19 protein-coding genes are annotated in these 22,879 nt (G+C 66.6%); 13 read left to right on the forward strand and 6 right to left on the reverse strand.

Annotated features, from left to right (window positions below):
- Positions 1-62: 62 nt before the first annotated feature.
- The 3 genes from D7Y61_RS17850 to D7Y61_RS17860 form a co-directional block, all read right to left on the reverse strand.
- The gene (locus D7Y61_RS17850) at positions 63-2,093 is read right to left on the reverse strand and encodes an NADPH-dependent 2,4-dienoyl-CoA reductase (protein WP_180868221.1); all 2,031 of its coding nucleotides are present in this window, start codon (positions 2,091-2,093) and stop codon (positions 63-65) included.
- A gap of 103 nt (positions 2,094-2,196) precedes the next feature.
- Positions 2,197-2,829 (reverse strand): YczE/YyaS/YitT family protein, encoded by a 633-nt coding sequence (locus tag D7Y61_RS17855; protein WP_180868222.1) that lies wholly within the window; start codon positions 2,827-2,829, stop codon positions 2,197-2,199.
- Positions 2,830-3,003: 174 nt separating this feature from the next.
- Positions 3,004-4,023: a zinc-binding alcohol dehydrogenase family protein gene (locus tag D7Y61_RS17860; protein WP_180868224.1), complete on the reverse strand. Its 1,020-nt coding sequence runs from the start codon at positions 4,021-4,023 to the stop codon at positions 3,004-3,006.
- Between the two features lie 357 nt (positions 4,024-4,380).
- On the opposite strand from D7Y61_RS17860, the gene D7Y61_RS17865 reads away from it, so the two are divergent.
- The 4 genes from D7Y61_RS17865 to D7Y61_RS17880 all read left to right on the forward strand — a co-directional run bounded on the left by D7Y61_RS17865 (position 4,381) and on the right by D7Y61_RS17880 (position 7,450).
- The gene (locus tag D7Y61_RS17865; RefSeq protein WP_180868226.1) at positions 4,381-5,472 is read left to right on the forward strand and encodes an OmpA family protein; all 1,092 of its coding nucleotides are present in this window, start codon (positions 4,381-4,383) and stop codon (positions 5,470-5,472) included.
- 220 nt (positions 5,473-5,692) lie between these two features.
- Complete coding sequence (locus tag D7Y61_RS17870) at positions 5,693-6,199, forward strand: hypothetical protein (protein ID WP_180868228.1); 507 nt, start codon at positions 5,693-5,695, stop codon at positions 6,197-6,199.
- Positions 6,200-6,219: 20 nt separating this feature from the next.
- Complete coding sequence (locus D7Y61_RS17875; RefSeq protein ID WP_180868230.1) at positions 6,220-7,029, forward strand: pseudouridine synthase; 810 nt, start codon at positions 6,220-6,222, stop codon at positions 7,027-7,029.
- A gap of 85 nt (positions 7,030-7,114) precedes the next feature.
- A complete protein-coding gene (locus D7Y61_RS17880; protein WP_180868231.1) occupies positions 7,115-7,450 on the forward strand; it encodes a hypothetical protein in 336 nt (111 codons plus the stop codon).
- Between the two features lie 121 nt (positions 7,451-7,571).
- On the opposite strand, the gene kbl is transcribed toward D7Y61_RS17880, so the two are convergent.
- The gene (kbl, locus tag D7Y61_RS17885; protein ID WP_180868233.1) at positions 7,572-8,780 is read right to left on the reverse strand and encodes a glycine C-acetyltransferase; all 1,209 of its coding nucleotides are present in this window, start codon (positions 8,778-8,780) and stop codon (positions 7,572-7,574) included.
- Between the two features lie 211 nt (positions 8,781-8,991).
- Here kbl and D7Y61_RS17890 point away from each other — a divergent pair, with 211 nt between their 5' ends.
- Complete coding sequence (locus tag D7Y61_RS17890) at positions 8,992-9,684, forward strand: TorF family putative porin (RefSeq protein WP_180868234.1); 693 nt, start codon at positions 8,992-8,994, stop codon at positions 9,682-9,684.
- Between the two features lie 130 nt (positions 9,685-9,814).
- Here D7Y61_RS17890 and tdh read toward each other — a convergent pair whose 3' ends face one another.
- Positions 9,815-10,837 carry an L-threonine 3-dehydrogenase gene (tdh, locus tag D7Y61_RS17895; RefSeq protein WP_180868273.1) on the reverse strand — a complete coding sequence of 341 codons (1,023 nt, stop codon included), beginning with the start codon at positions 10,835-10,837 and terminating at the stop codon, positions 9,815-9,817.
- A 432-nt stretch (positions 10,838-11,269) separates the two neighbouring features.
- Here tdh and D7Y61_RS17900 point away from each other — a divergent pair, with 432 nt between their 5' ends.
- The 7 genes from D7Y61_RS17900 (at position 11,270) to D7Y61_RS17930 (ending at position 19,831) form a co-directional block, all read left to right on the forward strand.
- The gene (locus tag D7Y61_RS17900) at positions 11,270-13,435 is read left to right on the forward strand and encodes a S46 family peptidase (RefSeq protein WP_180868236.1); all 2,166 of its coding nucleotides are present in this window, start codon (positions 11,270-11,272) and stop codon (positions 13,433-13,435) included.
- A 199-nt stretch (positions 13,436-13,634) separates the two neighbouring features.
- A complete protein-coding gene (locus tag D7Y61_RS17905; RefSeq protein ID WP_049430321.1) occupies positions 13,635-14,279 on the forward strand; it encodes a histidine phosphatase family protein in 645 nt (214 codons plus the stop codon).
- A gap of 40 nt (positions 14,280-14,319) precedes the next feature.
- Positions 14,320-15,591: a bifunctional tetrahydrofolate synthase/dihydrofolate synthase gene (folC, locus tag D7Y61_RS17910; RefSeq protein WP_180868238.1), complete on the forward strand. Its 1,272-nt coding sequence runs from the start codon at positions 14,320-14,322 to the stop codon at positions 15,589-15,591.
- A gap of 81 nt (positions 15,592-15,672) precedes the next feature.
- Positions 15,673-16,695, forward strand: a complete 1,023-nt coding sequence (locus tag D7Y61_RS17915) for an SPOR domain-containing protein (RefSeq protein ID WP_180868240.1) — start codon at positions 15,673-15,675, stop codon at positions 16,693-16,695.
- A 43-nt stretch (positions 16,696-16,738) separates the two neighbouring features.
- On the forward strand, positions 16,739-17,500 hold the full coding sequence (locus D7Y61_RS17920) for a CvpA family protein (RefSeq protein ID WP_180868242.1): 762 nt from the start codon (positions 16,739-16,741) through the stop codon (positions 17,498-17,500).
- 30 nt (positions 17,501-17,530) lie between these two features.
- On the forward strand, positions 17,531-18,997 hold the full coding sequence (gene purF, locus D7Y61_RS17925; protein ID WP_180868244.1) for an amidophosphoribosyltransferase: 1,467 nt from the start codon (positions 17,531-17,533) through the stop codon (positions 18,995-18,997).
- Between the two features lie 9 nt (positions 18,998-19,006).
- Positions 19,007-19,831 (forward strand): DUF455 family protein, encoded by an 825-nt coding sequence (locus D7Y61_RS17930; protein ID WP_180868246.1) that lies wholly within the window; start codon positions 19,007-19,009, stop codon positions 19,829-19,831.
- 65 nt (positions 19,832-19,896) lie between these two features.
- Here D7Y61_RS17930 and D7Y61_RS17935 read toward each other — a convergent pair whose 3' ends face one another.
- On the reverse strand, positions 19,897-21,354 hold the full coding sequence (locus tag D7Y61_RS17935) for a phospholipase effector Tle1 domain-containing protein (RefSeq protein WP_180868247.1): 1,458 nt from the start codon (positions 21,352-21,354) through the stop codon (positions 19,897-19,899).
- 225 nt (positions 21,355-21,579) lie between these two features.
- Between D7Y61_RS17935 and D7Y61_RS17940 the strand changes: the two genes are divergently transcribed.
- Entirely contained in the window at positions 21,580-22,833 is a 1,254-nt protein-coding gene (locus D7Y61_RS17940; protein ID WP_180868249.1) for a zinc-dependent metalloprotease, read from the forward strand.
- The last annotated feature ends 46 nt before the right edge of the window (positions 22,834-22,879 follow it).

The following is a 22,879-nucleotide window of genomic DNA, read 5'->3' on the forward strand; positions in this document are numbered from 1 at the left end:
CTTGACATTCAGGTTCGGGCGGGGTGACGGAAATCACATTCCGCGCCCCATTCAGGTGCCCATCAGAGCGCGGCGGCGACTCGGCTGCCCTGGTCGATGGCCCGTTTTGCATCCAGTTCTGCGGCCACGTCGGCACCGCCGATCAAGGTCGCGTTGATACCAGCGGCCTGCAGCTCCGCCTGCAGTGCACGATTCGGTTCCTGCCCGGCGCAGATCACCACCTGATCGACCGGCAGCAGCTGTTCGCTGCCTTCCACGCGGATGCGCAGGCCTTCGTCGTCCACGCCCAGGTACTCGACGCCGCCAAGCATGCGCACGCCCTTGGCCTTCAGCGTGGCGCGATGGATCCAGCCGGTGGTCTTGCCCAGCCGCGCACCGGGCTTGCCCGGGCTGCGCTGCAGCAGCCACAGCCGGCGCGGCGAGGCCTCGGCCTGCGCCCGCGTCAGGGAGCCGCGGGTCTCGAAGGTGCTGTCCACGCCCCATTCGGCCATCCAGCGCTGCGGGTCCAGCGAGGGGGACTCACCGGCGTGGCTGAGGAACTCGCCCACGTCGAAGCCGATGCCGCCGGCGCCGATGATCGCTGCATTGGCGCCCACTTCGACCCGGCCCAGCAACACGTCCAGGTAGCTGACCACCTTGGCGTGGTCGACGCCGGGGAAGTCGACCTTGCGCGGGGTGATGCCGGTGGCCAGCACCACCTCGTCGAAACCGGCCAGGCTGGCCGCGTCCGCTCGCATGCCCAGGCGCAGCTGCACGCCGGTTTCAGCCAGCTTGTGGCGGAAATAGCGCAGGGTCTCGTGGAACTCTTCCTTGCCGGGGATGCGTTTGGCCACGTTGAACTGGCCACCGATCTCGTCGTTGGCATCGAACAGGGTGACCTGGTGGCCGCGCTCGGCAGCCACCGTGGCGCAGGCCAGCCCGGCCGGGCCGGCGCCGACCACCGCGACCTTTTTCAGCGTGGCAGCAGGGCGGTAGACCAGCTCGGTCTCGTGCGCGGCGCGCGGGTTGACCAGGCAGCTGGCCAGTTTGTTCTCGAACACGTGGTCCAGGCAGGCCTGGTTGCAGGCGATGCAGGTGTTGATCGCTTCGGCGCGGCCGGCGCGGGCCTTGTTCGGCCACTGCGGGTCGGCCAGCAGCGGGCGCGCCAGTGACACCATGTCGGCGCCGCCATCGGCCAGGATGCGCTCGGCGACCTCGGGCATGTTGATGCGGTTGGTTGCCACCAGCGGCACCTTCACATGCGGCTTGAGCTTGGCGGTGACGCCGGCAAAGGCCGCGCGCGGCACCGAGGTGGCGATGGTCGGGATGCGCGCTTCGTGCCAGCCGATGCCGGAATTGATGATCGTCGCACCGGCAGCTTCGATGGCCTGCGCCTGCTGCACGATCTCTTCCCAGTTGCTGCCGTCTTCCACCAGGTCCACGAGCGACAGGCGGTAGATGATGATGAAGTCCGGCCCGCAGGCCTCGCGGATGCGGCGCACGATCTCCACCGCAAAACGCATGCGTTGGTTGGCGTCGCCACCCCAGCGGTCGGAGCGCTTGTTGGTGCGCGGGGCGATGAACTCGTTGATGAGGTAGCCCTCCGAGCCCATCACTTCGACGCCGTCGTAGCCAGCCTCGCGGGCCAGCTTCGCGCTGCTCGCGTAATCGGCGATATGCCGCTCGACGCCGCTGGCCGACAGCGCGCGCGGGGTGAACGGGTTGATTGGTGCCTTCAGCTTCGACGGTGCCACCGACAGCGGGTGGTAGGCATAGCGGCCGGCATGCAGCAACTGCAGGCAGATCTTCGCGCCATGCTGGTGTGCGGCGGCGGTGAGCTGCCGGTGCGGGCGCACTTCCCAAGGCCAGGACAGCTTGCCGCCGAACGGCTTCAGCCAGCCGACCACGTTCGGCGCGAAGCCACCGGTGACGATCAGGCCGACACCGCCCTCGGCGCGCTCGGCGAAGTAGGCTGCCAGGCGCGGGAAGTCGCGGGCGCGATCTTCCAGGCCGGTGTGCATCGAACCCATCAGCACGCGGTTGCGCAGCTGGGTGAAGCCCAGGTCCAGCGGGGCGAACAGGTGGGGATAGGCGCTTTCGTTGGCTGGCGACATGGTCGATACGCTTGCGTACGGAAGCGCGAAGCGTGCCGCGAATCGTCGGCCGGGGCAAGGGGCGCGGCGGTAATGCCGGCTGCTGGCCGGCATTCCAGTCAGCTCAGGGCGATTGCGGTTGCCGGCCAGCCGCCGGCACTACCGGCAGCGGCCGGCCAATCCCGAACCAGCCCAGCGTGACCCCGCACAGCGGGCCGATCAGCAGGGCGAAGGCCAGCGTGCCGAGCCCGACATTGCCGCCCAGCCACCAGCCCAGCAACAGCACGCTGCCTTCGATCAGGCTGCGCACCTTCCAGATCGGCCAGCCGGTGCGAGCGTGCAGGCCGGTCATCAGGCCGTCGCGCGGACCGGGCCCGAGCCTGGCGCCGATGTACAGGCCGGTGGCCAGCGCGACCAGCAGCATGCCGGCGCAGAACATCGCCAACTGCCAGCCCAGGCCCACGGCTGGCGGCAGCAGCCACAGGCCGAACTGCGCCGACGGGCCGATCAGCATCACGTTGAGGACGGTGCCGACACCCGGCTTCTGCCGCAACGGCCACCACAGCAGCAGCACCAGCGCGCCGATCACATTGGTGGCCAGGCCGAACGACAGCGGTGTCTGTGCGGCGATGCCCTGCGACAGTACATCCCAAGGGGCCACGCCGATCGCGGCACGGATCATCAGCGAGGCCCCGAAGCCATACAGGAACAGGCCGGTGATCAGTTGCAGCAGGCGCAGGGGCAGGGCGGTGGGCATGGAGGCGCTCGAGAGAGGAGGATCTGTTTCCACCGTAATCCCGATTCATCCGCCACCATAGATACAGATCCCGACCAATCCGCCGCTACAGGCGGAATCTGTAGCGCCGAGCCCATGCTCGGCTGGCGGTGCCAGGCAAAGCAGCCGAGCATGGGCTCGGCGCTACATGACGCGTCAATCGCCCCAGCCCGCCAGCGCCAGCTTGCCCACCGTGTGCCCGCTGGCCAGGCGTTGATGGGCGATGTCCAGATTCGCCGCGTTGATCGGGCCCAGCGTCTCGCTGAGGGTGCCGCGCAGCTGGCCGGCGTCGATCATGCTGGCAGTGCGGCTGAGAATGCGGTGCTGTTCGATGCGGTCGGCAGTGGCGAAGCGCGAACGCGCGAACATGAACTCCCAATGGATGCCGATGCATTTGGCCTTGTACGGATCACCGATGCGCAGCGCCCCGCGTGGTTCGACGATGAGGCCGACATGGCCCTGAGGCGCCAGCAGCTCACCCAACGCCTCCCAGTAATGGTCGGTGTCGGCCAGGTTGAGGGCGACCTGTACTGCGTCGATGCCCACTGCCAGCAGCTGGGGCAGCAGCGGCTGCCGGTGGTCGATCACGTGCTGGGCGCCCATCTGCCGGCACCAGTCGGCCGAGGACGCGCGCGATGCCGTGGCGATCACCTCGAAGCCTGCATGGCGCGCCAGCTGGATTGCCATCGATCCGACGCCGCCGGCACCGCCGATCACCAGCAGGTGCTGGCCGGCATGGCGGCAGTCGTCCAGCCGCAGGGGCATGCGTTCGAACAACAGCTCCCAGGCGGTGAGGGTGGTGAGCGGCAGAGCCGCGGCTTCCGCAAAGTCGAGCGTGGTCGGTTTGCGCGCCACCAGGCGTTCATCCACACAGTGGTACTGCGCGTTGCAGCCCGGCCGGGTGACGTCACCGGCGTAGTAGACCTCGTCACCGGAGGCGAACAGGCTGGCCTCGTCGCCGATCGCCTCGACCACGCCGGCGGCGTCCCAGCCAAGTACCCGGGGCGCCTCGAGCGTGGCCGGGTCTGTGCTGGCACGCTGCTTGCCATCGACGGGGTTGACCGAAACCGCCTCGACGCGGATCAGCAGGTCACGCCCCTTCGGAGGCAACGGCGGGGGCAGGTGGATATCGCTCAGGGCAGGGGCGGATTCACGACTCAGGGCGACGGCTTTCATCACGGCTCCGGCGGGATTCGTGGTTCCATCATAAGGTTCCTCACCTTTCCGCAAACACGCTGAACCGTGTGATGCAGCACGTTGTGCAGTATGTCGTTTCCCCCGCCTAAACCCCGTCAAACCCTTGCAGCGTGAGGGTCTTGCGGATTTTCATCATCCTGTATAGGGTTTCAACGTCGGACCGGTGGACGGTCGGGCGCAACACTTCACATGTTACGGGACTGTTAACATGGCCTTCACCCGCCTGAGCATAATGTTCGCGGCGGTGGCGTGCTGAATCGGCTGTCGTACATCGACGCACTTGTGCTGGCCCATGCCTCTACCGGTTTCATACCCCCGAAATAGGAGCTGTACTCAATGAACAAGAAGATCCTTACTGCCGCGCTGCTGGGCGGCCTGGCTTTTGCCCAGGCAGCTTCGGCGCAGGAGTTCGATGACCGCTGGTACCTGACCGGTTCGGCCGGCTTCAACTTCCAGGACAGCGACCGTCTGACCAATGACGCTCCGTTCGTGACCCTGGGCCTGGGCAAGTTCATCAGCCCGAACTGGTCGCTGGACGGTGAGCTGAACTATCAGAACCCGAACTTCGATTCGAACAAGGACCTGAACTGGTCGCAGTACGGCGTCTCGCTGGACCTGCGTCGCCACTTCATCAAGGAAGGCCGCGGCTGGAACCCGTACATCGTCGGTGGCCTGGGCTACCAGAAGTCGGAAGAAGAGTATCCGGCGCTGAATGCCAATGGTCCGCGCGAGCGTAAGGACGGCAACGTTGCCGCCAAGCTGGGCGTCGGCCTGCAGACCACCTTCGAAAAGCGCGTTGCTGTCCGCGCCGAAGTGGCCTACCGCGCTGACTTCGACGACAAGAGCGTTGCCGCTCCGAAGGAAGACTGGTTCGGCGACGTGCTGGCTTCGGTCGGTGTCGTGATCCCGCTGGGCCCGGCTCCGGTCGCGGCTGCTCCGGCTCCGGCTCCGGTTGCCCCGAGCTGCGCCGACCTGGATGACGACGGTGACGGCGTCAACAACTGCGACGACAAGTGCCCGAACTCGCAGCCGGGTCAGACCATCGGTCCGGACGGTTGCCCGGTGCCGGTCTCCATCGACCTGAAGGGCGTCAACTTCGACTTCGACAAGTCGAACCTGCGTCCGGACGCCGTGGCGATCCTGAGCGAAGCCACCGAGATCCTGAAGCGTTACCCGGATCTGCGCGTTGAAGTTGCCGGTCACACCGACTCGAAGGGTACCGACGCTTACAACCAGAAGCTGTCGGAGCGTCGCGCCACCGCCGTGTACAACTACCTGACCAAGAACGGCGTTGACGCCGGTCGCCTGGTGGGTCCGATCGGCTACGGCGAGAGCCGTCCGATTGCTCCGAACACCAACCCGGATGGTTCGGACAACCCGGAAGGTCGCGCCAAGAACCGTCGTACCGAGCTGAACGTCCAGAACTAAGTTCTGACGCTCTGCCAGTAGGACACAGCAGGACCCGGCTTCGGCCGGGTCTTGTTGTTTCTGTGGCCTGGCGTCCGGTCATCTGTCGGTCCGGGAATGACCGTTCGTCGGTATTTTGTCCATAAAACCAATGAGTTGCCGTATTCATTGAAAGTGGCGCTTGAAAGCTGTCGCGGCATTGCTAAACTCGCCGCGTCACTTCCTTTCCTGGATGCCCTTCATGCTGCGCACTGCATCGGCCGCCTTCCTGGCGCTGGCCCTGGTTCCCGCCGCCCACGCTGCGGTCGATTGCTCGGTCAACACCAGCGCATCGCCGCTGCCGTTGCCGGCAACGACCATCGCGCCGGTGGCCGACGAGCTGTACATCCGTGGCAACCAGCTGGGCATGCCGGCCGGCGTGCTGAGCACCAACTACGATCCGTCGCAGTCGCTGGACCAGGTGCTGCAGCGGCTGCGCATCGATGGCTGCCAGAACATCGCCAAGGCCATCCCAAGCGCCCCGGCGGTGAAGCCGAACGATCCTGCGGCGTACAAGCCGCAGACCGAATTCGACAACACGCCCTGGCGTTTCGACATGAGCCAGAACGGCAAGCGCATGACCGCCGAAGAGTTCGACGCCTGGATGAAGGCGCGTGGCGTGCGTGTGGTCAAGGCACGTCCGGCGCCGGCGGCGACCCCGGCCGCGGCCGAAGCACCGGCTGAGACCAAGCCGGTAGACAAGAAGTAAGCGCCCCGGGGAGCAGAGGCTTGCGCACGCGCCGCCCACCTGCTGCCCCCGCCGCCCGCTCCCACGCACCACGTGGGCGTGCGACGCCCGCTGCCGCAGCCGCCGGTGTCCGTCATGGCCTGGCGCGCGTGCTGTCCAAGGCGGGCGTGTGCTCGCGCAGCGAAGCCGCACGCTGGATTGCAGAAGGCCGCGTGCGCGTTTCCGGGCGCATCATCCGTGATCCGGAATTCCCGATTGGCCAGCCGTCGCCACCGATCGAGGTCGACGGCCAGCCGATGGGTGCGCCGCAACGCCTGTACCTGATGCTCAACAAGCCGCGGGGGGTGGTGACCACCGTGCAGGACGAGCGTGGCAGGGACACCGTCTACCGCTGCTTCGATGGTGCGGGCCTGCCGTGGATCGCGCCGGTCGGGCGGCTGGACAAGGCCAGCGAAGGGTTGCTGCTGTTCAGCAACGATCCGCAGTGGGCCGCACGCCTGACCGATCCGGTGACCGGTCCGCAAAAGACCTATCACGTGCAGGTGGACCGCCTGCCCGACGAAGACACCCTGGCTGCACTGCTCGCCGGTGTCGAGGACGAGGGCGAGTTCCTCGTCGCCCAGGCCGTGCGTGTGCTGCGCAGCGGCGACAAGACCGCGTGGCTGGAGGTGGTCCTCGACGAGGGCCGCAACCGCCATATCCGCCGCCTGTTGGCGGCTTTCGACCTGCAGGTGCTGCGCCTGGTCCGGGTCGCGATCGGTGGGCTGCTGCTCGGCGATCTCGGCAAGGGGCAGTGGCGGGTGCTGGAGGTCAGCGACCAGCAGCGGCTGGGGGCCGTTGCACCGGGCTGATCATCGCCCGCGGCCGGCAACTGCCGGCCACCGTTCCAGGCGTAGGGGGCGCCTGGTTGTTGAATTTCCCGAACGGAGCCTGCCCATGTACCACCCGACCCTCAACCAAACCCTGCGCTGCGCAGGCCTGCTGCTGCCGATGGTGCTGTTGGCTGCCTGCGGCGGCCACAAGAAGGTGGCCAAGGCGGAAACGCCGGCCGAGACCCCGGTGGTGGAAGTGAAGACCCCGGAGCTGGACGGCCGCGGCAGCTACCGCTTCCTGATGAGCAACGGCGACCAGAAGATGACTGCAGACCAGTTCGATGCCTGGATGAAAGCCAACGGCATCCGCGTGGCCAAGGGCAATGGGCAGGATGCCGCCGCCAAGCCGGTGGTGGTCGCCAGCAAGGATGAGCCCAAGGACAAGAAGAAAAAGAAGTGATGCCGGTAGGTGCCGACCATGGTCGGCACACCATCACGCCTCGGTAGGTGCAGACCTACGTCGGCACGCCGTCATGCTTCGGTAGGTGCCGACCTTGGTCGGCACGCTTTGCCCGGTGGTATCAGCCCTTGATCACACCCAGCTCGACACCGATGCGGGTGAATGCATCGATGGCGCGGTCCAGGTGCTCGCGGGTGTGCGCTGCGCTGATCTGGGTGCGGATGCGCGCCTGGCCCTTGGGCACTACCGGGAAGAAGAAGCCGATCGCGTAGATGCCTTCTTCCAGCAGGCGCTCGGCGAACTTCTGCGCCAGCGGCGCGTCGTACAGCATCACCGGGCTGATCGGGTGCACGCCCGGCTTCACGTCGAAGCCGGCAGCGACCATCTTCTCGCGGAAGTAGCGGGTGTTCTCCACCAGGGTGTCGCGCAGGTCGTCGGCAGCGGCCAGCATCTCGAACGCCTTGATGCCGGCGGCCACCACGTGCGGCGGCAGCGAGTTGGAGAACAGGTACGGGCGCGAACGCTGGCGCAGCAGTTCGATCACTTCGGCGCTGGCGCAGGTGAAACCGCCCAGTGCACCGCCCATGGCCTTGCCCAGGGTGCCGGTGATGATGTCGATCTTCTCCAGCACGCCTTTCACTTCAGCCGAGCCGCGGCCGGTGGCGCCAAGGAAGCCGGTGGCGTGGCATTCGTCGATATGCACCAGCGCGTTGTACTTCTTCGCCAGCGCAGTGATTTCGTCCAGCGGAGCGATGAAACCGTCCATCGAGAACACGCCGTCGGTGGTGATCAGCTTGGTCTTGCAGCCGGCGGCATCGGCGGCCTGCAGCTGTGCTTCCAGGTCGGCCATGTCGCAGTTGGCGTAGCGGAAGCGCTTGGCCTTGCACAGGCGCACGCCGTCGATGATGGAGGCGTGGTTCAACGCATCGGAGATGATCGCGTCGTTCTCGCCGAGCAGCGGCTCGAACAGGCCGCCGTTGGCATCGAAGCAGGCTGCATAGAGGATGGTGTCCTGCTTGCCGAAGAAGTCGGCGATCTGCTTTTCCAGCTGCTTGTGCAGGTCCTGGGTGCCGCAGATGAAGCGCACCGATGCCATGCCGAAGCCGTGGGTATCCAGCGCGTCCTTGGCGGCCTGGATCAGGTCCGGATGGTCGGCCAGGCCCAGGTAGTTGTTGGCGCAGAAGTTCAGCACCGTGCGGCCATCGTCGAGGGTGATCTCGGCGGACTGCGGACTGGTGATGATCCGCTCGGACTTGAACAGGCCCTGGGCGCGGATGGCGTCCAGTTCCTCGGCATAGTGGCGGGTCAGGGCGGAGGAGGTGTCGGTCATGGCGTGGGCACGGCTCAGCACGGGAAACCGCTGATTCTACCGGGCGCCGACGGTTGCTGACCGGGCCGGACGAGGCGCCGCCATGGCCGGCACATGTTGCATCGCAATAGCAAACGGGTTAAAAATTCGTGAACCGGGGCTGTCTGGCTCCGGTCGCTGCGCCCGCTGCAGATCCCGCCTTCCACGCCACCGCCCCCCACCGGAGACGCCCATGAAGCACGCCCGTGCCTGCCTCGCCATTGCCGCCGCCCTGACCCTTGCGCCGTTCGCGGCCAGTGCCCAGGACAACGAATCGCCGTACAGCTGGAACGTCACCGCCGTGTCGGACTACCTGTTCCGTGGTGTGTCGCAGACCGATGAGGATCCGACCCTGCAGGCCGGATTCACCTACACCAGCCCGGTTGGCCTGTATGCCGGCGTATGGGGCTCCGGCGTGGACTTTGGTCCGGGTGACCCGAAGACCGAGGTCGACTACCTGATCGGCTACGGCGTGGACGTCACCGAGCGCGTCAACGTCGACGTGCTGTTGAACCGCTACACCTACCTGAAGTCCAGCCATCAGAACTACAACGAGCTGATCACAACCACCACGCTGGATGACACCTACAAGCTGACGGTGGCCTACACCAACGATGTATGGAACAGCAGCACCGATGGCTGGTACTTCGGCCTGGGCGGCAGCTGGGGCCTGCCGAAGGACTTCACTCTGAACGCCAACGTCGGTCGCAGCACCTTCGAGGATGGCATCGCCAAGGATTACACCGACTGGAACGTCGGCGTCGCGCGCCAGTTCGGCCTGTTCAATGTCGGCCTGGGCTACTACGGCACCGACGGCAACGGCCGCGACAATTCGGGCAAGCTGGCGCACAGCCGGGTGATGCTGAGCGTGGCCGTGGGCAAGTAACCCTTGCTTCGGTAGGTGCCAGGCTTGCCTGGCACGCCCTACGAAAAAGGCGCCCAACGGGCGCCTTTTTCAATTTCACGGTGTGCCGGGCAAGCTCGGCACCCACCCACCCATCGCGCGCGGCGATGAATCAATTCCAGCTGAGCACCACCTTGCCGGCCTTGCCTTGTTCCATCAGGTCGAAGCCCTTCTGGAACTCGTCGATCGGCAGCTGGTGGGTCATCACCTTGCCGAGCGGGAAGCCGGACAGCACCAGCTGGGTCATCTTGTACCAGGTCTCGTACATCTTGCGGCCGTAGATGCCCTGCACGGTCAGGCCCTTGAAGATGATCTTGTCCCAGTCGCAGCCGGCGCCCTTGGGCATGATGCCGAGCATGGCGATCTTGCCGCCGTGGTACATGCAGTCGAGCATGTCGTTGAACGCGCGCGGGTTGCCGCTCATTTCCAGGCCCACGTCGAAGCCCTCCATGTGCAGTTCCTTCATCACGTCCTTCAGCGACTGGTTGGCGACGTTGACCACGCGGGTGGCACCCATGTCGGCAGCCAGCTTCAGGCGGAAGTCGTTGACGTCGGTGACCACCACGTTGCGCGCGCCGATGTGCTTGCAGATGCCGGCGGCGATGATGCCGATCGGGCCGGCACCGGTGATCAGCACGTCCTCGCCAATCACGTTGAACTCCAGCGCACAGTGCGCGGCGTTGCCGTAGGGGTCGAAGAACGCAGCCAGCTCCGACGGAATCTGGTCCGGGATCGGCCACAGGTTGCTGGCCGGCATCACCATGTACTCGGCGAAGGCGCCGTTGACGTTGACGCCGATGCCGACGGTGTTCGGGCACAGGTGCGGGCGACCGCCACGGCAGTTGCGGCAGTGGCCGCAGACGATGTGGCCTTCGGCCGAGACGCGCTGGCCGATCTCATAGCCGGTCACGGCCGAGCCGAGTGCGGCGACGCGACCGACGAATTCGTGGCCGATGGTCAGGCCCGGCTTGATGGTGCGCTGGCTCCACTCGTCCCACAGGTAGATGTGCAGGTCGGTACCGCAGATCGCGGTCTTCTCCAGCTTGATCAGGACCTCGTTCGGGCCCGGGGTCGGAACCGGAACTTCTTCCAGCCAGATGCCCTTGGCCGCTTCGCGCTTGACCAGGGCCTTCATCGTTTGCTGCGCCATCGGGGTGGAACTCATCAGGGGGAAAGCGCGGATTATAGGGTGCGGCGCGGATTTCCTATGTTGCGCTGCGGGTGCAGTGGTGGAACGAAAGGCGTGCACCGGCGGGCGTTTCGAACGTGCTGCGAACAGCGGCGTCGCTTCGCTCGCCGGGCATGGCTCGGCGCTACCGTCCGAGGCCAGGGGACTGTGGGGAGGCGAGAGGCCAGGCCGATGCAGGACCGTGAGCGCCATGGATGGCGCGACCGAGCCCCCATGGATGGGTTTACGGCGTGTCCTGCATCGGCCTGGCCTCTCGTCTCTGACCGATCGCAATGGAGATGCTGAACGGTGGAAGCACCTGATTGCATGACTTCCGGGGTTCGGGGCGGGGCAGGGCGGCGGGCTACAATCGTAGGTTCCACTACCAGGGGCCGCTCCATGCGCTCGAACCTGCTTGCATTCTCCATCGTCGCCAGCCTCGGGCTGGCCCAGGTCGCCCATGCCGCAGAAGGCATGTGGGTACCGCAGCAGCTGCCGGAAATCGCCGGCCCGCTGCAGAAGGCCGGCCTGAAGCTGTCCCCGGAGCAGCTGTCCAACCTGACCGGCGACCCGATGGGCGCGGTTGTCGCCCTTGGCGGCTGCACCGCCAGCTTCGTTTCGCCGCAGGGCCTGGTGGTGACCAATCACCACTGCGCCTACGGCGCCATCCAGCTGAATTCGACCGCGCAGAAGAACCTGATCAAGGACGGCTTCAACGCCCCGAAGCACAGTGATGAACTGAGCGCCGGCCCGAACGCCCGCGTCTATGTGCTCGACCAGATCACCGACGTCACCGCGCAGGCCAAGGCCGCCATTGCTGCCGCCGGCAACGACCCGTTGGCCCGCAGCCGCGCGCTGGACGCCTTCGACAAGGCCCAGGTCGCCGCCTGCGAAGCCGAAGAAGGCTTCCGCTGCCGCCTGTACACCTTCTCCGGCGGCAACACCTACCGTCTGTTCCGCAACATGGAAATCAGGGACGTGCGCCTGGTCTACGCGCCTCCGGGCAGCGTCGGCAAGTACGGCGGCGACGTCGACAACTGGATGTGGCCGCGCCACACCGGTGACTTCTCGTTCTACCGCGCCTACGTCGGCAAGGATGGCAAGCCGGCGGCGTTCTCGGCCGATAATGTGCCGTACCAGCCCAAGCACTTCCTGAAGTTCACCGACCAGCCGCTGGGCGCCGGCGACTTCGTAATGGTGGCTGGCTATCCGGGGCGCACCAACCGCTACGCGCTGGCCGGCGAGTTCAACGAAACCGCCAGTTGGACCTACCCGACCATCGCCAAGCACTACAACGCGGTGCTGAAGATGATCGACGAGGCCGGCAAGGCCGACGCCGACGTGAAGGTGAAGTACGCCGCCACTGCGGCCAGCATGAACAACGTGGCCAAGAACTATGCCGGCCAGCTGGAAGGCTTCAAGCGCATCGACGCTGGCGGCCAGAAGCAGGCTGAAGAAGCGGCCGTGCTGGCCTGGCTGAAGAAGCAGGGTGCCGCCGGCAAGCCGGCCCTGGCCGCACACGCGCAGCTGATCAAGCACCTGGACGCCAGCAAGGCCACCCGCGAGCGCGACCTGTTCGTCGGCCAGTTCAACAGCACCTCGGCAGTCAACGCCGCCATCGGCCTGTACCGCCTGTCGATCGAGCGTGCCAAGCCGGACGCCGAGCGCGAGGCCGGCTACCAGCAGCGCGATCTGCCGACCCTGGAAGGTGGCCTGAAGCAGATGGATCGCCGCTATGTGGCGAAGATGGACCAGCAGCTGCAGGCCTACTGGCTGGACCAGTACGTGGCCCTGCCGGCCGCGCAGCGCAACAACGACGTGCTGAACACCTGGCTGGGCGGCAGCGATGCCAACGCGGTCAAGGCGCTGGTCACCAAGCTGTCGGGCACCGAGCTGGGCAGCCTGGACGCGCGCCTGAAGTGGTTCAAGGCCGACCGCGCCGCGTTCGAAGCCAGCAGCGATCCGGCCATCCAGTACGCGGTGGCGATCATGCCGTCGCTGCTGAAGCAGGAAGAGCAGAAGAAGATCCGCGAAGGCGAATCGCTGACCGCGCGCCCGCTGTACCTGCAGGCACTGGCCGACTACAAGAAGAGCCAGGGCGAGTTCGTGTATCCGGATGCCAACCTGTCGCTGCGCATCACCTTCGGCAACGTGATGGGCTATGAGCCCAAGGACGGCGTGGCCTACACCCCGTTCACCACGCTGGAAGGCATCGTCGCCAAGGACACCGGCGTCGATCCGTTCGATGCGCCCAAGGCCCTGCTCGATGCGGTCAAGGCCAAGCGCTACGGTGGCCTGGAAGACAAGCGCATCGGCTCGGTGCCGGTGAACTTCCTGTCCAACCTGGACATCACCGGTGGCAACTCGGGTTCGCCGGTGCTGGACGCCAACGGCAAGCTGGTCGGCCTGGCCTTTGACGGCAACTGGGAATCGGTCAGCTCCAACTGGGTGTTCGACCCGGTGATGACCCGCATGATCTCGGTCGACAGCCGCTACATGCAGTGGATCATGCAGGAAGTGGCGCCGGCCCCGGAGCTGCTGAAGGAACTGAACCTGGCGAAGTAAACCGGTTGCGGTAGTGCCGGCCGCTGGCCGGCAACCTCGACCCGATAGCCGGAGTTCCAAAACCCCGCGACCTACGTCGCGGGGTTTTTTCATGCCCGGCCCGGCCCGGTGCGCCGAACAGGTATCATCCCTGTTCCGCGTACTTCACAGGATGTGAACGAAACGCGGAAACCTCCTCCCCCCAGGACCCCTTGTTCGCATGCGCATCCTGCTTGCCCGTCACGGCGAAACGCCGTGGAACGCCGAAGGCCGCTACCAGGGCCAGATCGACATCCCGCTTTCGCCGATCGGTGAAGCCCAGGCCCAGGCACTGGGTGCCCGCCTGGCCTCGGTCGACATCACCCGTGCCGTCGCTTCGCCGCTGTCGCGCGCACAGCGCACTGCGCAGCTGGCACTCGGCGCCGCCCGTGCCGACATGCTGCTGACCGAGCCGGAGCTGCAGGAAATCGCCCACGGTGAGTGGGAAGGTCTGCTGGCCAGCGAAATCAACGAAAAGGATCCGTCGCGCCTGCAGGCCTGGCGCGAGGAACCCGATACCGTGCTGATGCCCGGCGGTGAATCGCTGCGCCTGGTGCTGGAACGCAGCTGGCGTGGGCTGGCGCGTGCCACCGAAGGCCTTGGCGAACACGACACCCTGCTGGTGGTTGCGCACGATGCGGTCAACCGCGTGATCCTGTGCAAGGTGCTGGGCCTGCCGATTTCCCGTCTGTGGACCTTCCGCCAGGCACCGACCACGCTCAACCTGCTTGAAGGTCCCGACCTGGACAGCCTGGAAGTGGTGCGCCTGAACGACTGCGCCCACCACACGCCGTTCTTCGGCGAAGCCAAGCATCGCGCCCTCTGATCCATCCCCCGCATCAACTGCTTCTGCTGGAACCGCTGCCGTGACGAACACCCCGACCACCCTGGCCGACTGGCTGGACTACATTGAACGCCAGCACCCGGCGACCATCGACATGGGCCTGGAGCGCGTGCGTGCCGTGGCCACGGCGATGGGACTGGGCACGCCGGCCAAGCGCACCATCGTGGTCGGTGGCACCAATGGCAAGGGCTCAACCGTGGCCTTCATCGAGGCCATCGCGCGGGCCGCCGGCTGGAAGGTGGGCGCTTACACCTCGCCGCACCTGCTGCGCTACAACGAGCGCGTGCGCATTGACGGCCAGGACGTGGACGATGCCGCGCTGGTTGCTGCGTTCAATGCCATCGAGGCGGCGCGTGGCGAGACCACGCTGACCTATTTCGAGTACGGCACCCTGGCCGCGCTGCAGCTGTTCGCCGACGCAGGACTGGACCTGGCGGTTCTGGAAGTGGGCCTGGGCGGCCGCCTCGATGCGGTCAACATCATCGATGCCGATGTGGCTGTGATCACGACGGTGGATATCGACCATGCCGAGTGGCTGGGCGAGGACCGCGAGGCGATCGGCACCGAGAAGGCCGGCATCATCCGCGGCTGGAAGCCGGTGATCCTGGGCGAGACCGACCCACCGTCGAGCGTGCTGCGTCGCGCTTATCTGGTGGGGGCCAATGCGATCCGTGGCGGCAGCGATTATTTCTACGAGCCGATCGATGCGCAGCGCTGGCGCTGGCGCGATGTCGGCCTGCGCATGGAGCTGCCGACGCCGGTACTGGCTGGCCCGATCCAGCTGGCCAACGCCGGTGCCGCCATCGCGGCGCTGCGTGCGCTGGACAAGCCGGTGCCGCGTGCTGCCTGGGCCGCCGGTATCGCGGCGGCGCGCATCGCCGGTCGCATGCAGGCGTTCGAACGCGATGGCGTGCAGGTCCACGTCGATGTCGGTCATAACCCGCAGGCCGCCGGTCAGCTGGCGCGCACGCTGCAGTCCGAAGTGGTGACCGGGCGCACCCTGGCGGTGTACGCCGCGCTGCAGGACAAGGACGCAGCGGGCGTGGTGCAGGCGCTGGAGGACGTGGTGGGCGAGTGGACCCTGGCCGGGCTGGACGGCCCGCGCGGGCAGAGTGCCGCCCAGTTGCAGGCGCGCCTGGCGGATACGGCGGCTGCCACGGCGCGGCTGGCCGACAGCGTCGGCCAAGCGCTGGCGCACGTACTGGCCCAGGCCGAGCGCGGTGACCGCGTCCTGGTGTTCGGCTCCTTCCACACTGCCGCTGCGGCCCTGCAATGGCTTCAGGGTGACGCCTGATCCGCGTTCAGCCAACGCCGACGCCGGCCGGTCCGGCACCCGTATAATCGACGGCAATCTCCGGACAGTTGCCTGCCTCACGTGGATACGCCTCTGAAACAGCGTCTGATTGGTGCCATCGTGCTGGTGGCACTGGCCGTGATCTTCCTGCCGATGCTGGTCAAGGGACCCGCACCGGACAGCGGCGTCGCCAATGTGCCGATCGCTGCGCCGGACGCGCCGGCCGACGGCCAGTTCGAAACCCGTGAGCTGCCGCTGGTTGCCCCGGCCGGCGGTGCCACCGGCCTGCAGACCGGCCAGGCCAGGCCGCTGCAGGAGGCGGCCTCGCCCGCCACCCCGCCAACCGTGGACACCTCGCCAGCAGTCGCCGCCGGCAACTTTGCGGTCACCTTCGGGGCCTACGGCAGCAAGGCCGACGCTGATGCGGTGATTGCTTACCTGAAACGCTCGCAGCTGCCGGGCTTCGCCGAAACGACCACCATCAACGGCCGCCAGGCTTGGCGGGTGCGCGTCGGGCCGTATGCCGACCGTGCCCAGGCCGAGGCAGCCCGCCTGCAGGCGGTGAAGATCCGTGCCGATGTGAAGGCAGAAGTCATCACTCTGGATGCGGCAACCGGCAGTAGCGCTCCGGTCACGGCCACCCCTGCGCCGGCCACGCCGAGCGCCAGCACCCCTTCCGCTGCTACCGCACCGTCGGCCAGCGGCAACCCGGTGCGCAGTGAAAGCCTGCCGCCAAGTACCCCGACCGCAACGACCACCCCGGCCACCAAGCCGGAGCCGCCGAAGCCGGCACCGAAGCCCGAAGCGCCGAAGCCGGACGCTGCCGCCAACAAGCCTGCGACGGCTCCGGCCACGCCGGCCGCCAGTGGTGTCGGCTTCGCTGTGCAGCTGGGTGCGTTCGGTCAGTCCAACGATGCCAACGCCCTGCGCGACAAGGTCCGTGCTGCCGGTTTCAGCGCATTCGTCGAGCAGGTGCGCACCGACAAGGGCACCCTGCATCGCGTCCGCGTCGGGCCGGTGGCCAACCGCGCCGATGCCGAGCAGCTGAAGGCGCAGGTTGCCGCCAAGGTCGGCGTGGCCGGCATGGTCCGACCGCACCCGTGATCCGACGTGTTGCCCGCCGCATTCATTGGCAGGAGCGGGCCGCGTGATCGACATCGTGCTGGGCGTGCTGATCGGCGCCTCCGTGCTGTTCGGTTTCATCCGTGGCTTCGTGGGAACGGTGGTTGCCCTGGTGTCGTGGCTGCTGGCCGGCTGGATGGCCTTCACCTTCGGTAACGAGGCCTCGCACTGGTGGGCCGCACCGCAGCCGCCCGGCACCGGCCATTACCTGGCCGGATATCTCGGCGTCTTCGTTCTGACCGTCGTGGTGGTCGGGTTGGCCGGGCTTCTGCTGAAAGCTGCGATCAAGCTCACCCTGCTGGGCGGCGTCGACCGGCTGTTGGGCGGCACCCTGGGCCTGGTGCGCGGGGTGTTCTTCGCCTGCATCCTGCTGCTGCTGGCCGGGTTCACCGCGCTGCCGGGAGAACCGGCCTGGCAGCAGTCGCAGCTGCGGCCGCTGCTGCAGCCGGCGGTGTCGTGGATGCAGGCCCAGCTGCCGCACCTGGACAACGTGCTGCCGCAGGCGCTGCCTCTGGAGGCCCTGCTGCCCGAGCGCCTGCCCTTGCCTCTGGACGAGATCACCCCATCTTCGCAGCAGGTGTTGGGCAAGCCGGCGGCGACAGGCGATAATGGTGTCCTCAACCAGGTAGTGGCGGGCGGCGGATGGCCGCGGCCCGTGGAGATGGAGCAGGAGCCCGAACGGGCCTCCACACTGCCCAGCAACATCGAGCCGGCGCCTGTGCGTCCGGCCCGGCCCGCGCCAGCCGCGGACGGAATCCACGGCCAGAGACGGCCACCTTCCCTGTAACTGGGCACAGCCCAGCGGAGACATCGCACCATGTGTGGCATCGTCGGAATCGTCGGCAACCAGAACGTCGCCGGGCAGTTGTATGACGGCTTGACCGTCCTCCAGCACCGTGGCCAGGACGCGGCGGGCATCGCCACCGCCAACGGCAGCCGCCTGCGCGTGCAGAAGGCCACCGGCCTGGTCCGCGATGTGTTCGATGCCCGCACCATGTCCACTCTGGAAGGCAGCGTCGGCATCGCCCATGTGCGTTATCCGACCGCGGGTTCGGAAGGCATGGACGAGGCGCAGCCGTTCTACGTCAACTCGCCATATGGCATTGCGCTGGCGCACAACGGCAACCTGATCAACACCGAGGCGCTGCGCCAGCAGGTGTTCGAGCAGGACCGCCGCAACGTCAACACCGATTCGGACAGCGAAGTGCTGCTGAACGTGTTCGCCTACGAACTGGAGCAGCAGCGCCAGCTCAGCCCGGAAGCGGCCATCCGTGCGGTGGCCGGCGTGCACCGCCGCTGCAAGGGCGGCTATGCGGTGGTCAGCGTGGTGCTGGGCCTGGGCCTGGTCGCCTTCCGCGACCCGCACGGCATCCGTCCGCTGGTGCTGGGCAAGCGCAGCCATGCCGAAGGGGACGAGTACATCGTGGCCTCCGAGTCGGCCGCGCTGGACGTGCTGGGCTTCCAGCGCGTGCGTGACGTGCAGCCGGGCGAAGCGCTGGTGATCACCGCGCGCGGCGAACTGTTCTCCGAGATCTGCGCCGAACCCGCCGAGCACACCCCGTGCATCTTCGAGTACGTGTACTTCGCGCGTCCGGATTCGATGATCGACAACGTCTCGGTGCACAAGGCGCGCATGCGCATGGGCATCAAGCTGGGCGAGAAGATCCTGCGCCTGCGCCCGGACCACGACATCGACACCATCATCCCGATCCCGGACACCTCGCGCGATGCCGCGCTGGAGATCTCCAACGTGCTCGGGGTGAAGTACCGCGAGGGCTTCATCAAGAACCGCTACATCGGCCGCACCTTCATCATGCCGGGACAGGGCGAACGCGTGAAGTCGGTGCGTCGCAAGCTCAACCCGATCCACCTGGAGTTCCGCAACCGCGTGGTGCTGCTGGTGGACGACTCGATCGTACGTGGCACCACCAGCCAGCAGATCGTGCAGATGGCGCGTGATGCGGGCGCACGCAAGGTCTACCTGGCCAGCGCCGCGCCGCCGGTGCGCTATCCGAACATCTACGGCATCGACATGCCGGCTGCCGAAGAGCTGGTCGCGCACAACCGTACCGTGGAAGAGATCGAAGCCCACCTGGGCTGCGACTGGCTGATCTACCAGGACCTGGAAGACATGGAAGCGGCAGTGAGCGAGGGCAACCCGGCACTCCGCGGCTTCGACTCGTCCTGCTTCAACGGTCACTATCCGACCGGCATCGAACCGGGCTACTTCGAGCGCATCCAGCAGCTGCGTTCGGACGATGCCAAGCACAAGCGCCGCGCCTGAGGATCAGGCGTGGTTGAGGTGCCCGACGTTGGAGGCGATCTGCTGCGTGCTGCGCAGCAGTGCCTGGCCGAAGCCGATCCACTGCGCAAGGTTGCGCTGACCCAGGCCTACGCCGCCGCGTTCCGTGCCGGCCGCTTGAAGGTGGCGGCCGAAGCGCCTGGCCCGGAGCCGATCCGCATGCCTGGCCGTCCGGCGCAGCTGATGCTGGTGCACCCACGCGAAGTGCCGCGGCGCGGGCTGGGCGGTGTGGAAGGGCGGGCCGCCTTCATCCATGCCATCGCCCATATCGAGCTCAACGCGATCGACCTGGCCTGGGATGCGGTGTACCGCTTCCGCGGATTGCCGCCGGCGTTCCATGCCGACTGGGTCAGCTGTGCCGACGACGAGTCCCGGCACTTCATGCTGCTGCGCGAGCGGCTGCGCGTGCACGGTCACGACTACGCCGACTTCCCCGCCCACAATGGCCTGTGGGAGATGTGCGAGAAGACCGCGCATGATGGCCTCGCGCGCATGGCACTGGTCCCGCGCGTGCTTGAAGCGCGTGGCCTGGACGTGACCCCGGGCATGATCGAAAAGCTGCGCAATGTTGGCGATGGCGAAACTGCGGATGTGCTGGAAGTGATCCTGCGCGAGGAAGTGGCGCACGTTGCTGCCGGTTCGCGCTGGTACCGCTGGTACTGCGATCGCGCCGGTGTCGAGCCGCGCGCACGCTTCAAGCAGCTGCTGGTGGAATATGCCGGCGGCTACCTGCACGGACCGTTCAACATGGAAGCGCGCCTGCTGGCCGGGTTCGACGCGGATGAGCTGGCCAACCTGGTCGAGCAGGCCGGCTGAAAAAGGGGACGGAGGGGATTAAGTCGTTTGTGCCACAAACGACTTAATCCCCTCCGTCCCCTTTTTCACGCGTTCGGCAGCACCACGCGCTTGCCGTCCACGGTGGGCCGGTTGATGTAGAACAATCCCGGCCCTGGACGGTAGGGCAGTTCGCTGACGCCGGCATCGGCGGCGTAGGTCAGCGCGGTATCTCCCAGTGCATCGAAATTCCAATGCGCGGACTGCATCAGGTAACGCCGCCGCAGCAGCGCCTCCTGTGTCTGGGTCAGCGCCTGCCCAGAGACCAGGCGCCGGGCGATCGGTTGCAGGGCGGAGGGCAGTTCCCAATCCGGCATGTCGGCGGCGTTGGCCCGCCATCGCACGCCAGCATCGATCGCATGCTGCTGCATCACCTGCAGTGCGATCAGCTGATAGCGCCAGTCGATGCGTCGGCGCAGCACCACCGCAGCGGTGACATACAGCACCGGTGACAGCAGCACGCTTCGGCTGCCGGCACGTCGCTGCTGCTGCCATTGGTGCCAGACGTCAACCCAGATTTCTTTCCCGCTCGCGCCAAGCTGCTGCCGCCAGCGTTCGGCATCGGCCTGTGTCTCGGCGTAGGCGGTGGTGGACTGCAGCAGCGCCAGCGGTGGAACCTGGTAGTCGGCAACAGACGGGCGGCGCAACAGCTGTCGGCGCGGGCGGCTGAGCAGCTTGGGGCCTTCTTCCAACTGGTTGTAGCCGCCACCGATGTTGGCGTGCACGCCTGGCAGGACGATCTCGGTGAACGGCGGTGCCACACTGGTCAGAGGATAGTGCTGGCGATGTTCGTCACGGGCCGTGAGCTGCACAACGTGTGCAGCGATACCGCTTCGCAGGGCGAGCTGTGGTTGCTCATCGGCGCGGCCACCATTGACCGCGACCACGGTGTCGAACAAGCCGATGAAGCGCAGGGCCTGCGTGACGGGCGCGAAGTCCGTGGTAAACCCGAGACCCGATGCCTGCAGCAACTGGCGCCAGCGCGCGCCGCTCCAGGCCTGCAGCTGGTTGGCGATATCACGTGCCGCAGCGGCGCCACGCGAATAGCCGAACACATCCAGCTGCACGCGGCGCAGTGGTTGCCGCCAGTGCGCGGACAGTTCCGCCAGTGCAGCTGGCAGAAGCACCTGCAGCGCGCGTTGCACCTTCGCATGCACGCCGCTGGCGCCGATGCCGAAGGCCAGCCCGATCAGGTCATCGTCGGCATCATCGCGGGTACCGACGCCTTCAACATAGATCGATAGCGAGGGCGTGGCCGTCGCATCGCGGCGGCTGTCCGGGTACAGCTGCTGCAGGCGGGCGATGTTGGTCAGCCCGTTGTCGTAACTGCTGGTCAACCGGCTCTGATAGGTCGAATCGTCATCCGCACGCAGCTGGGCCGGGCGCGGCTGTGGATCCTGTGGGCGACCGCGCGCAAGGTTGTGGGCGTTGTTGCGGGTGCCATCGAAGAACAGGCCGATCCGCAGCAAGCCGACATCTTCGTCCGTGTCCTGCGATGGTGCCATGTGCATTCCCCGTCGTGGCTGTGTCACGGTAGCGCGAAAGCGGTGTATTGGCGACGTGTAGTGACGCTTTTGACCTTACTTAACGCAGATGCGTTCGATCACAGTTCCTGATTTTCATTTCCATCTTCTATTGAATTCACACGACCCGCGCAGGCCATATGGCCAAACCCGGCAGACCCGGGCGTGCTGCATCAACGCTGTTCACATCATTCAAGGAGCGACGCAATGTTGTCCAGATCGATTGGCAAAGCGGCAGGTGGCCTGGTGTTGGGTTTGTCGGTGGCAGCGGCCGCGCATGCGGCACCGCTGTTCCAACCTGTAACGGTCATCAGCCGGGCATCGGCCAACAGTGAGCCCGCGTTGGGCAAGCTGCTGGCAACCCCGTCCACTGCGACGGTGCAGGAAGTGCGTGTCGATGCCGCTGCCACCGCGCAGCCGCAGCTGGAATTTGAACTGCTTGGTCAGCGCGTGCAGGCCGTGCGCAGCAAGGTCGAGGCGCTGCCCGATGGCGGCAGCATCTGGTACGGCCAGTTCCGCTCGCCGTCTGACAAGCTGACCGCCACTGCCGCCCAGGGCCAGGGCGATCCGGGCAATTCGGTGATCCTGGTGCGTTCGGGCGCAACCATCACCGGTTCGATCCGCAAGGACGGCAAGCTGTATCGCCTGCGCCCGCTGGGCAACCGCCACGTGCTGGTCGAGGTCGATGAATCGCGGATGCCGGCCGATCACCCGGCCGATTACAACCAGTTGCCAAAGATCCCGATGGGCGACAACGATCGCATCGGAACCGCGCAGGCCTCATCCGGTACGCCGGCCACCATCCGCGTGCTGGTCGTGGCGACCAATGCTGCCGTCACGGCCTATGGCGGCAACATGCAGTCGCTGGTGCAGTTGGCGGTGGCGGAATCCAACCAGGGCTACACCAACAGCAATGTCGGCCTCACCCTGCAGCTGGCCGGGTACGAGACCACCAGCTACACCGAATCCGGCAACTTCACCACGGATCTGACCCGGTTCCGCAACACCAGCGACGGCTACATGGACAGCATCCATACCAGCCGCAACAACACCGCCGCCGACGTCGGCGTGCTGTTGATCAACAACGCCGCGTACTGCGGCCTGGCATCGGGCATCGGCTCGACGGCCTCGACCGCGTTCGCGGCGGTGTACTGGGACTGCGCGACCGGCTATTACTCGTTCGCACACGAGATCGGTCACCTGCAGAGTGCGCGGCATGACATCGCCACCGACCCGAGCACATCGCCGTATGCGTATGGCCACGGCTACCGCTATGAACCGTCCAGCGGTACCGGTTGGCGCACGATCATGGCCTACAACTGCACCCGCAGCTGCCCGCGCCTGAACTACTGGTCCAATCCGAACATCAGCTACAACGGCATCCCGATGGGCAATGCCAGTACCGCCGACAACCAGCGCGTGCTGGTCAACACGAAGCACACGATCGCGGCGTTCCGCTGAGGCCAGGCGCCGACCAGGGTCGGCGTCTACCTGGGGCGTGCACCTC

The sequence above is a fragment of the Stenotrophomonas maltophilia genome (assembly GCF_013464485.1).
Lineage (GTDB): Bacteria > Pseudomonadota > Gammaproteobacteria > Xanthomonadales > Xanthomonadaceae > Stenotrophomonas > Stenotrophomonas maltophilia_AW.

Bases quoted from the DNA above. Each gene is read 5' to 3' on its own strand.
- D7Y61_RS17850 (WP_180868221.1), bottom strand. From the start codon at position 2,093: ATGTCGCCAGCCAACGAAAGCGCCTATCCCCACCTGTTCGCCCCGCTG.
- D7Y61_RS17860 (WP_180868224.1), bottom strand. From the start codon at position 4,023: ATGAAAGCCGTCGCCCTGAGTCGTGAATCCGCCCCTGCCCTGAGCGAT.
- D7Y61_RS17855 (WP_180868222.1), bottom strand. From the start codon at position 2,829: ATGCCCACCGCCCTGCCCCTGCGCCTGCTGCAACTGATCACCGGCCTG.
- D7Y61_RS17870 (WP_180868228.1), top strand. From the start codon at position 5,693: ATGCTGCGCACTGCATCGGCCGCCTTCCTGGCGCTGGCCCTGGTTCCC.
- kbl (WP_180868233.1), bottom strand. From the start codon at position 8,780: ATGACCGACACCTCCTCCGCCCTGACCCGCCACTATGCCGAGGAACTG.
- D7Y61_RS17935 (WP_180868247.1), bottom strand. From the start codon at position 21,354: ATGGCACCATCGCAGGACACGGACGAAGATGTCGGCTTGCTGCGGATC.
- D7Y61_RS17940 (WP_180868249.1), top strand. From the start codon at position 21,580: ATGTTGTCCAGATCGATTGGCAAAGCGGCAGGTGGCCTGGTGTTGGGT.
- D7Y61_RS17880 (WP_180868231.1), top strand. From the start codon at position 7,115: ATGTACCACCCGACCCTCAACCAAACCCTGCGCTGCGCAGGCCTGCTG.
- D7Y61_RS17865 (WP_180868226.1), top strand. From the start codon at position 4,381: ATGAACAAGAAGATCCTTACTGCCGCGCTGCTGGGCGGCCTGGCTTTT.
- purF (WP_180868244.1), top strand. From the start codon at position 17,531: ATGTGTGGCATCGTCGGAATCGTCGGCAACCAGAACGTCGCCGGGCAG.
- D7Y61_RS17905 (WP_049430321.1), top strand. From the start codon at position 13,635: ATGCGCATCCTGCTTGCCCGTCACGGCGAAACGCCGTGGAACGCCGAA.
- D7Y61_RS17890 (WP_180868234.1), top strand. From the start codon at position 8,992: ATGAAGCACGCCCGTGCCTGCCTCGCCATTGCCGCCGCCCTGACCCTT.
- tdh (WP_180868273.1), bottom strand. From the start codon at position 10,837: ATGAAGGCCCTGGTCAAGCGCGAAGCGGCCAAGGGCATCTGGCTGGAA.
- D7Y61_RS17900 (WP_180868236.1), top strand. From the start codon at position 11,270: ATGCGCTCGAACCTGCTTGCATTCTCCATCGTCGCCAGCCTCGGGCTG.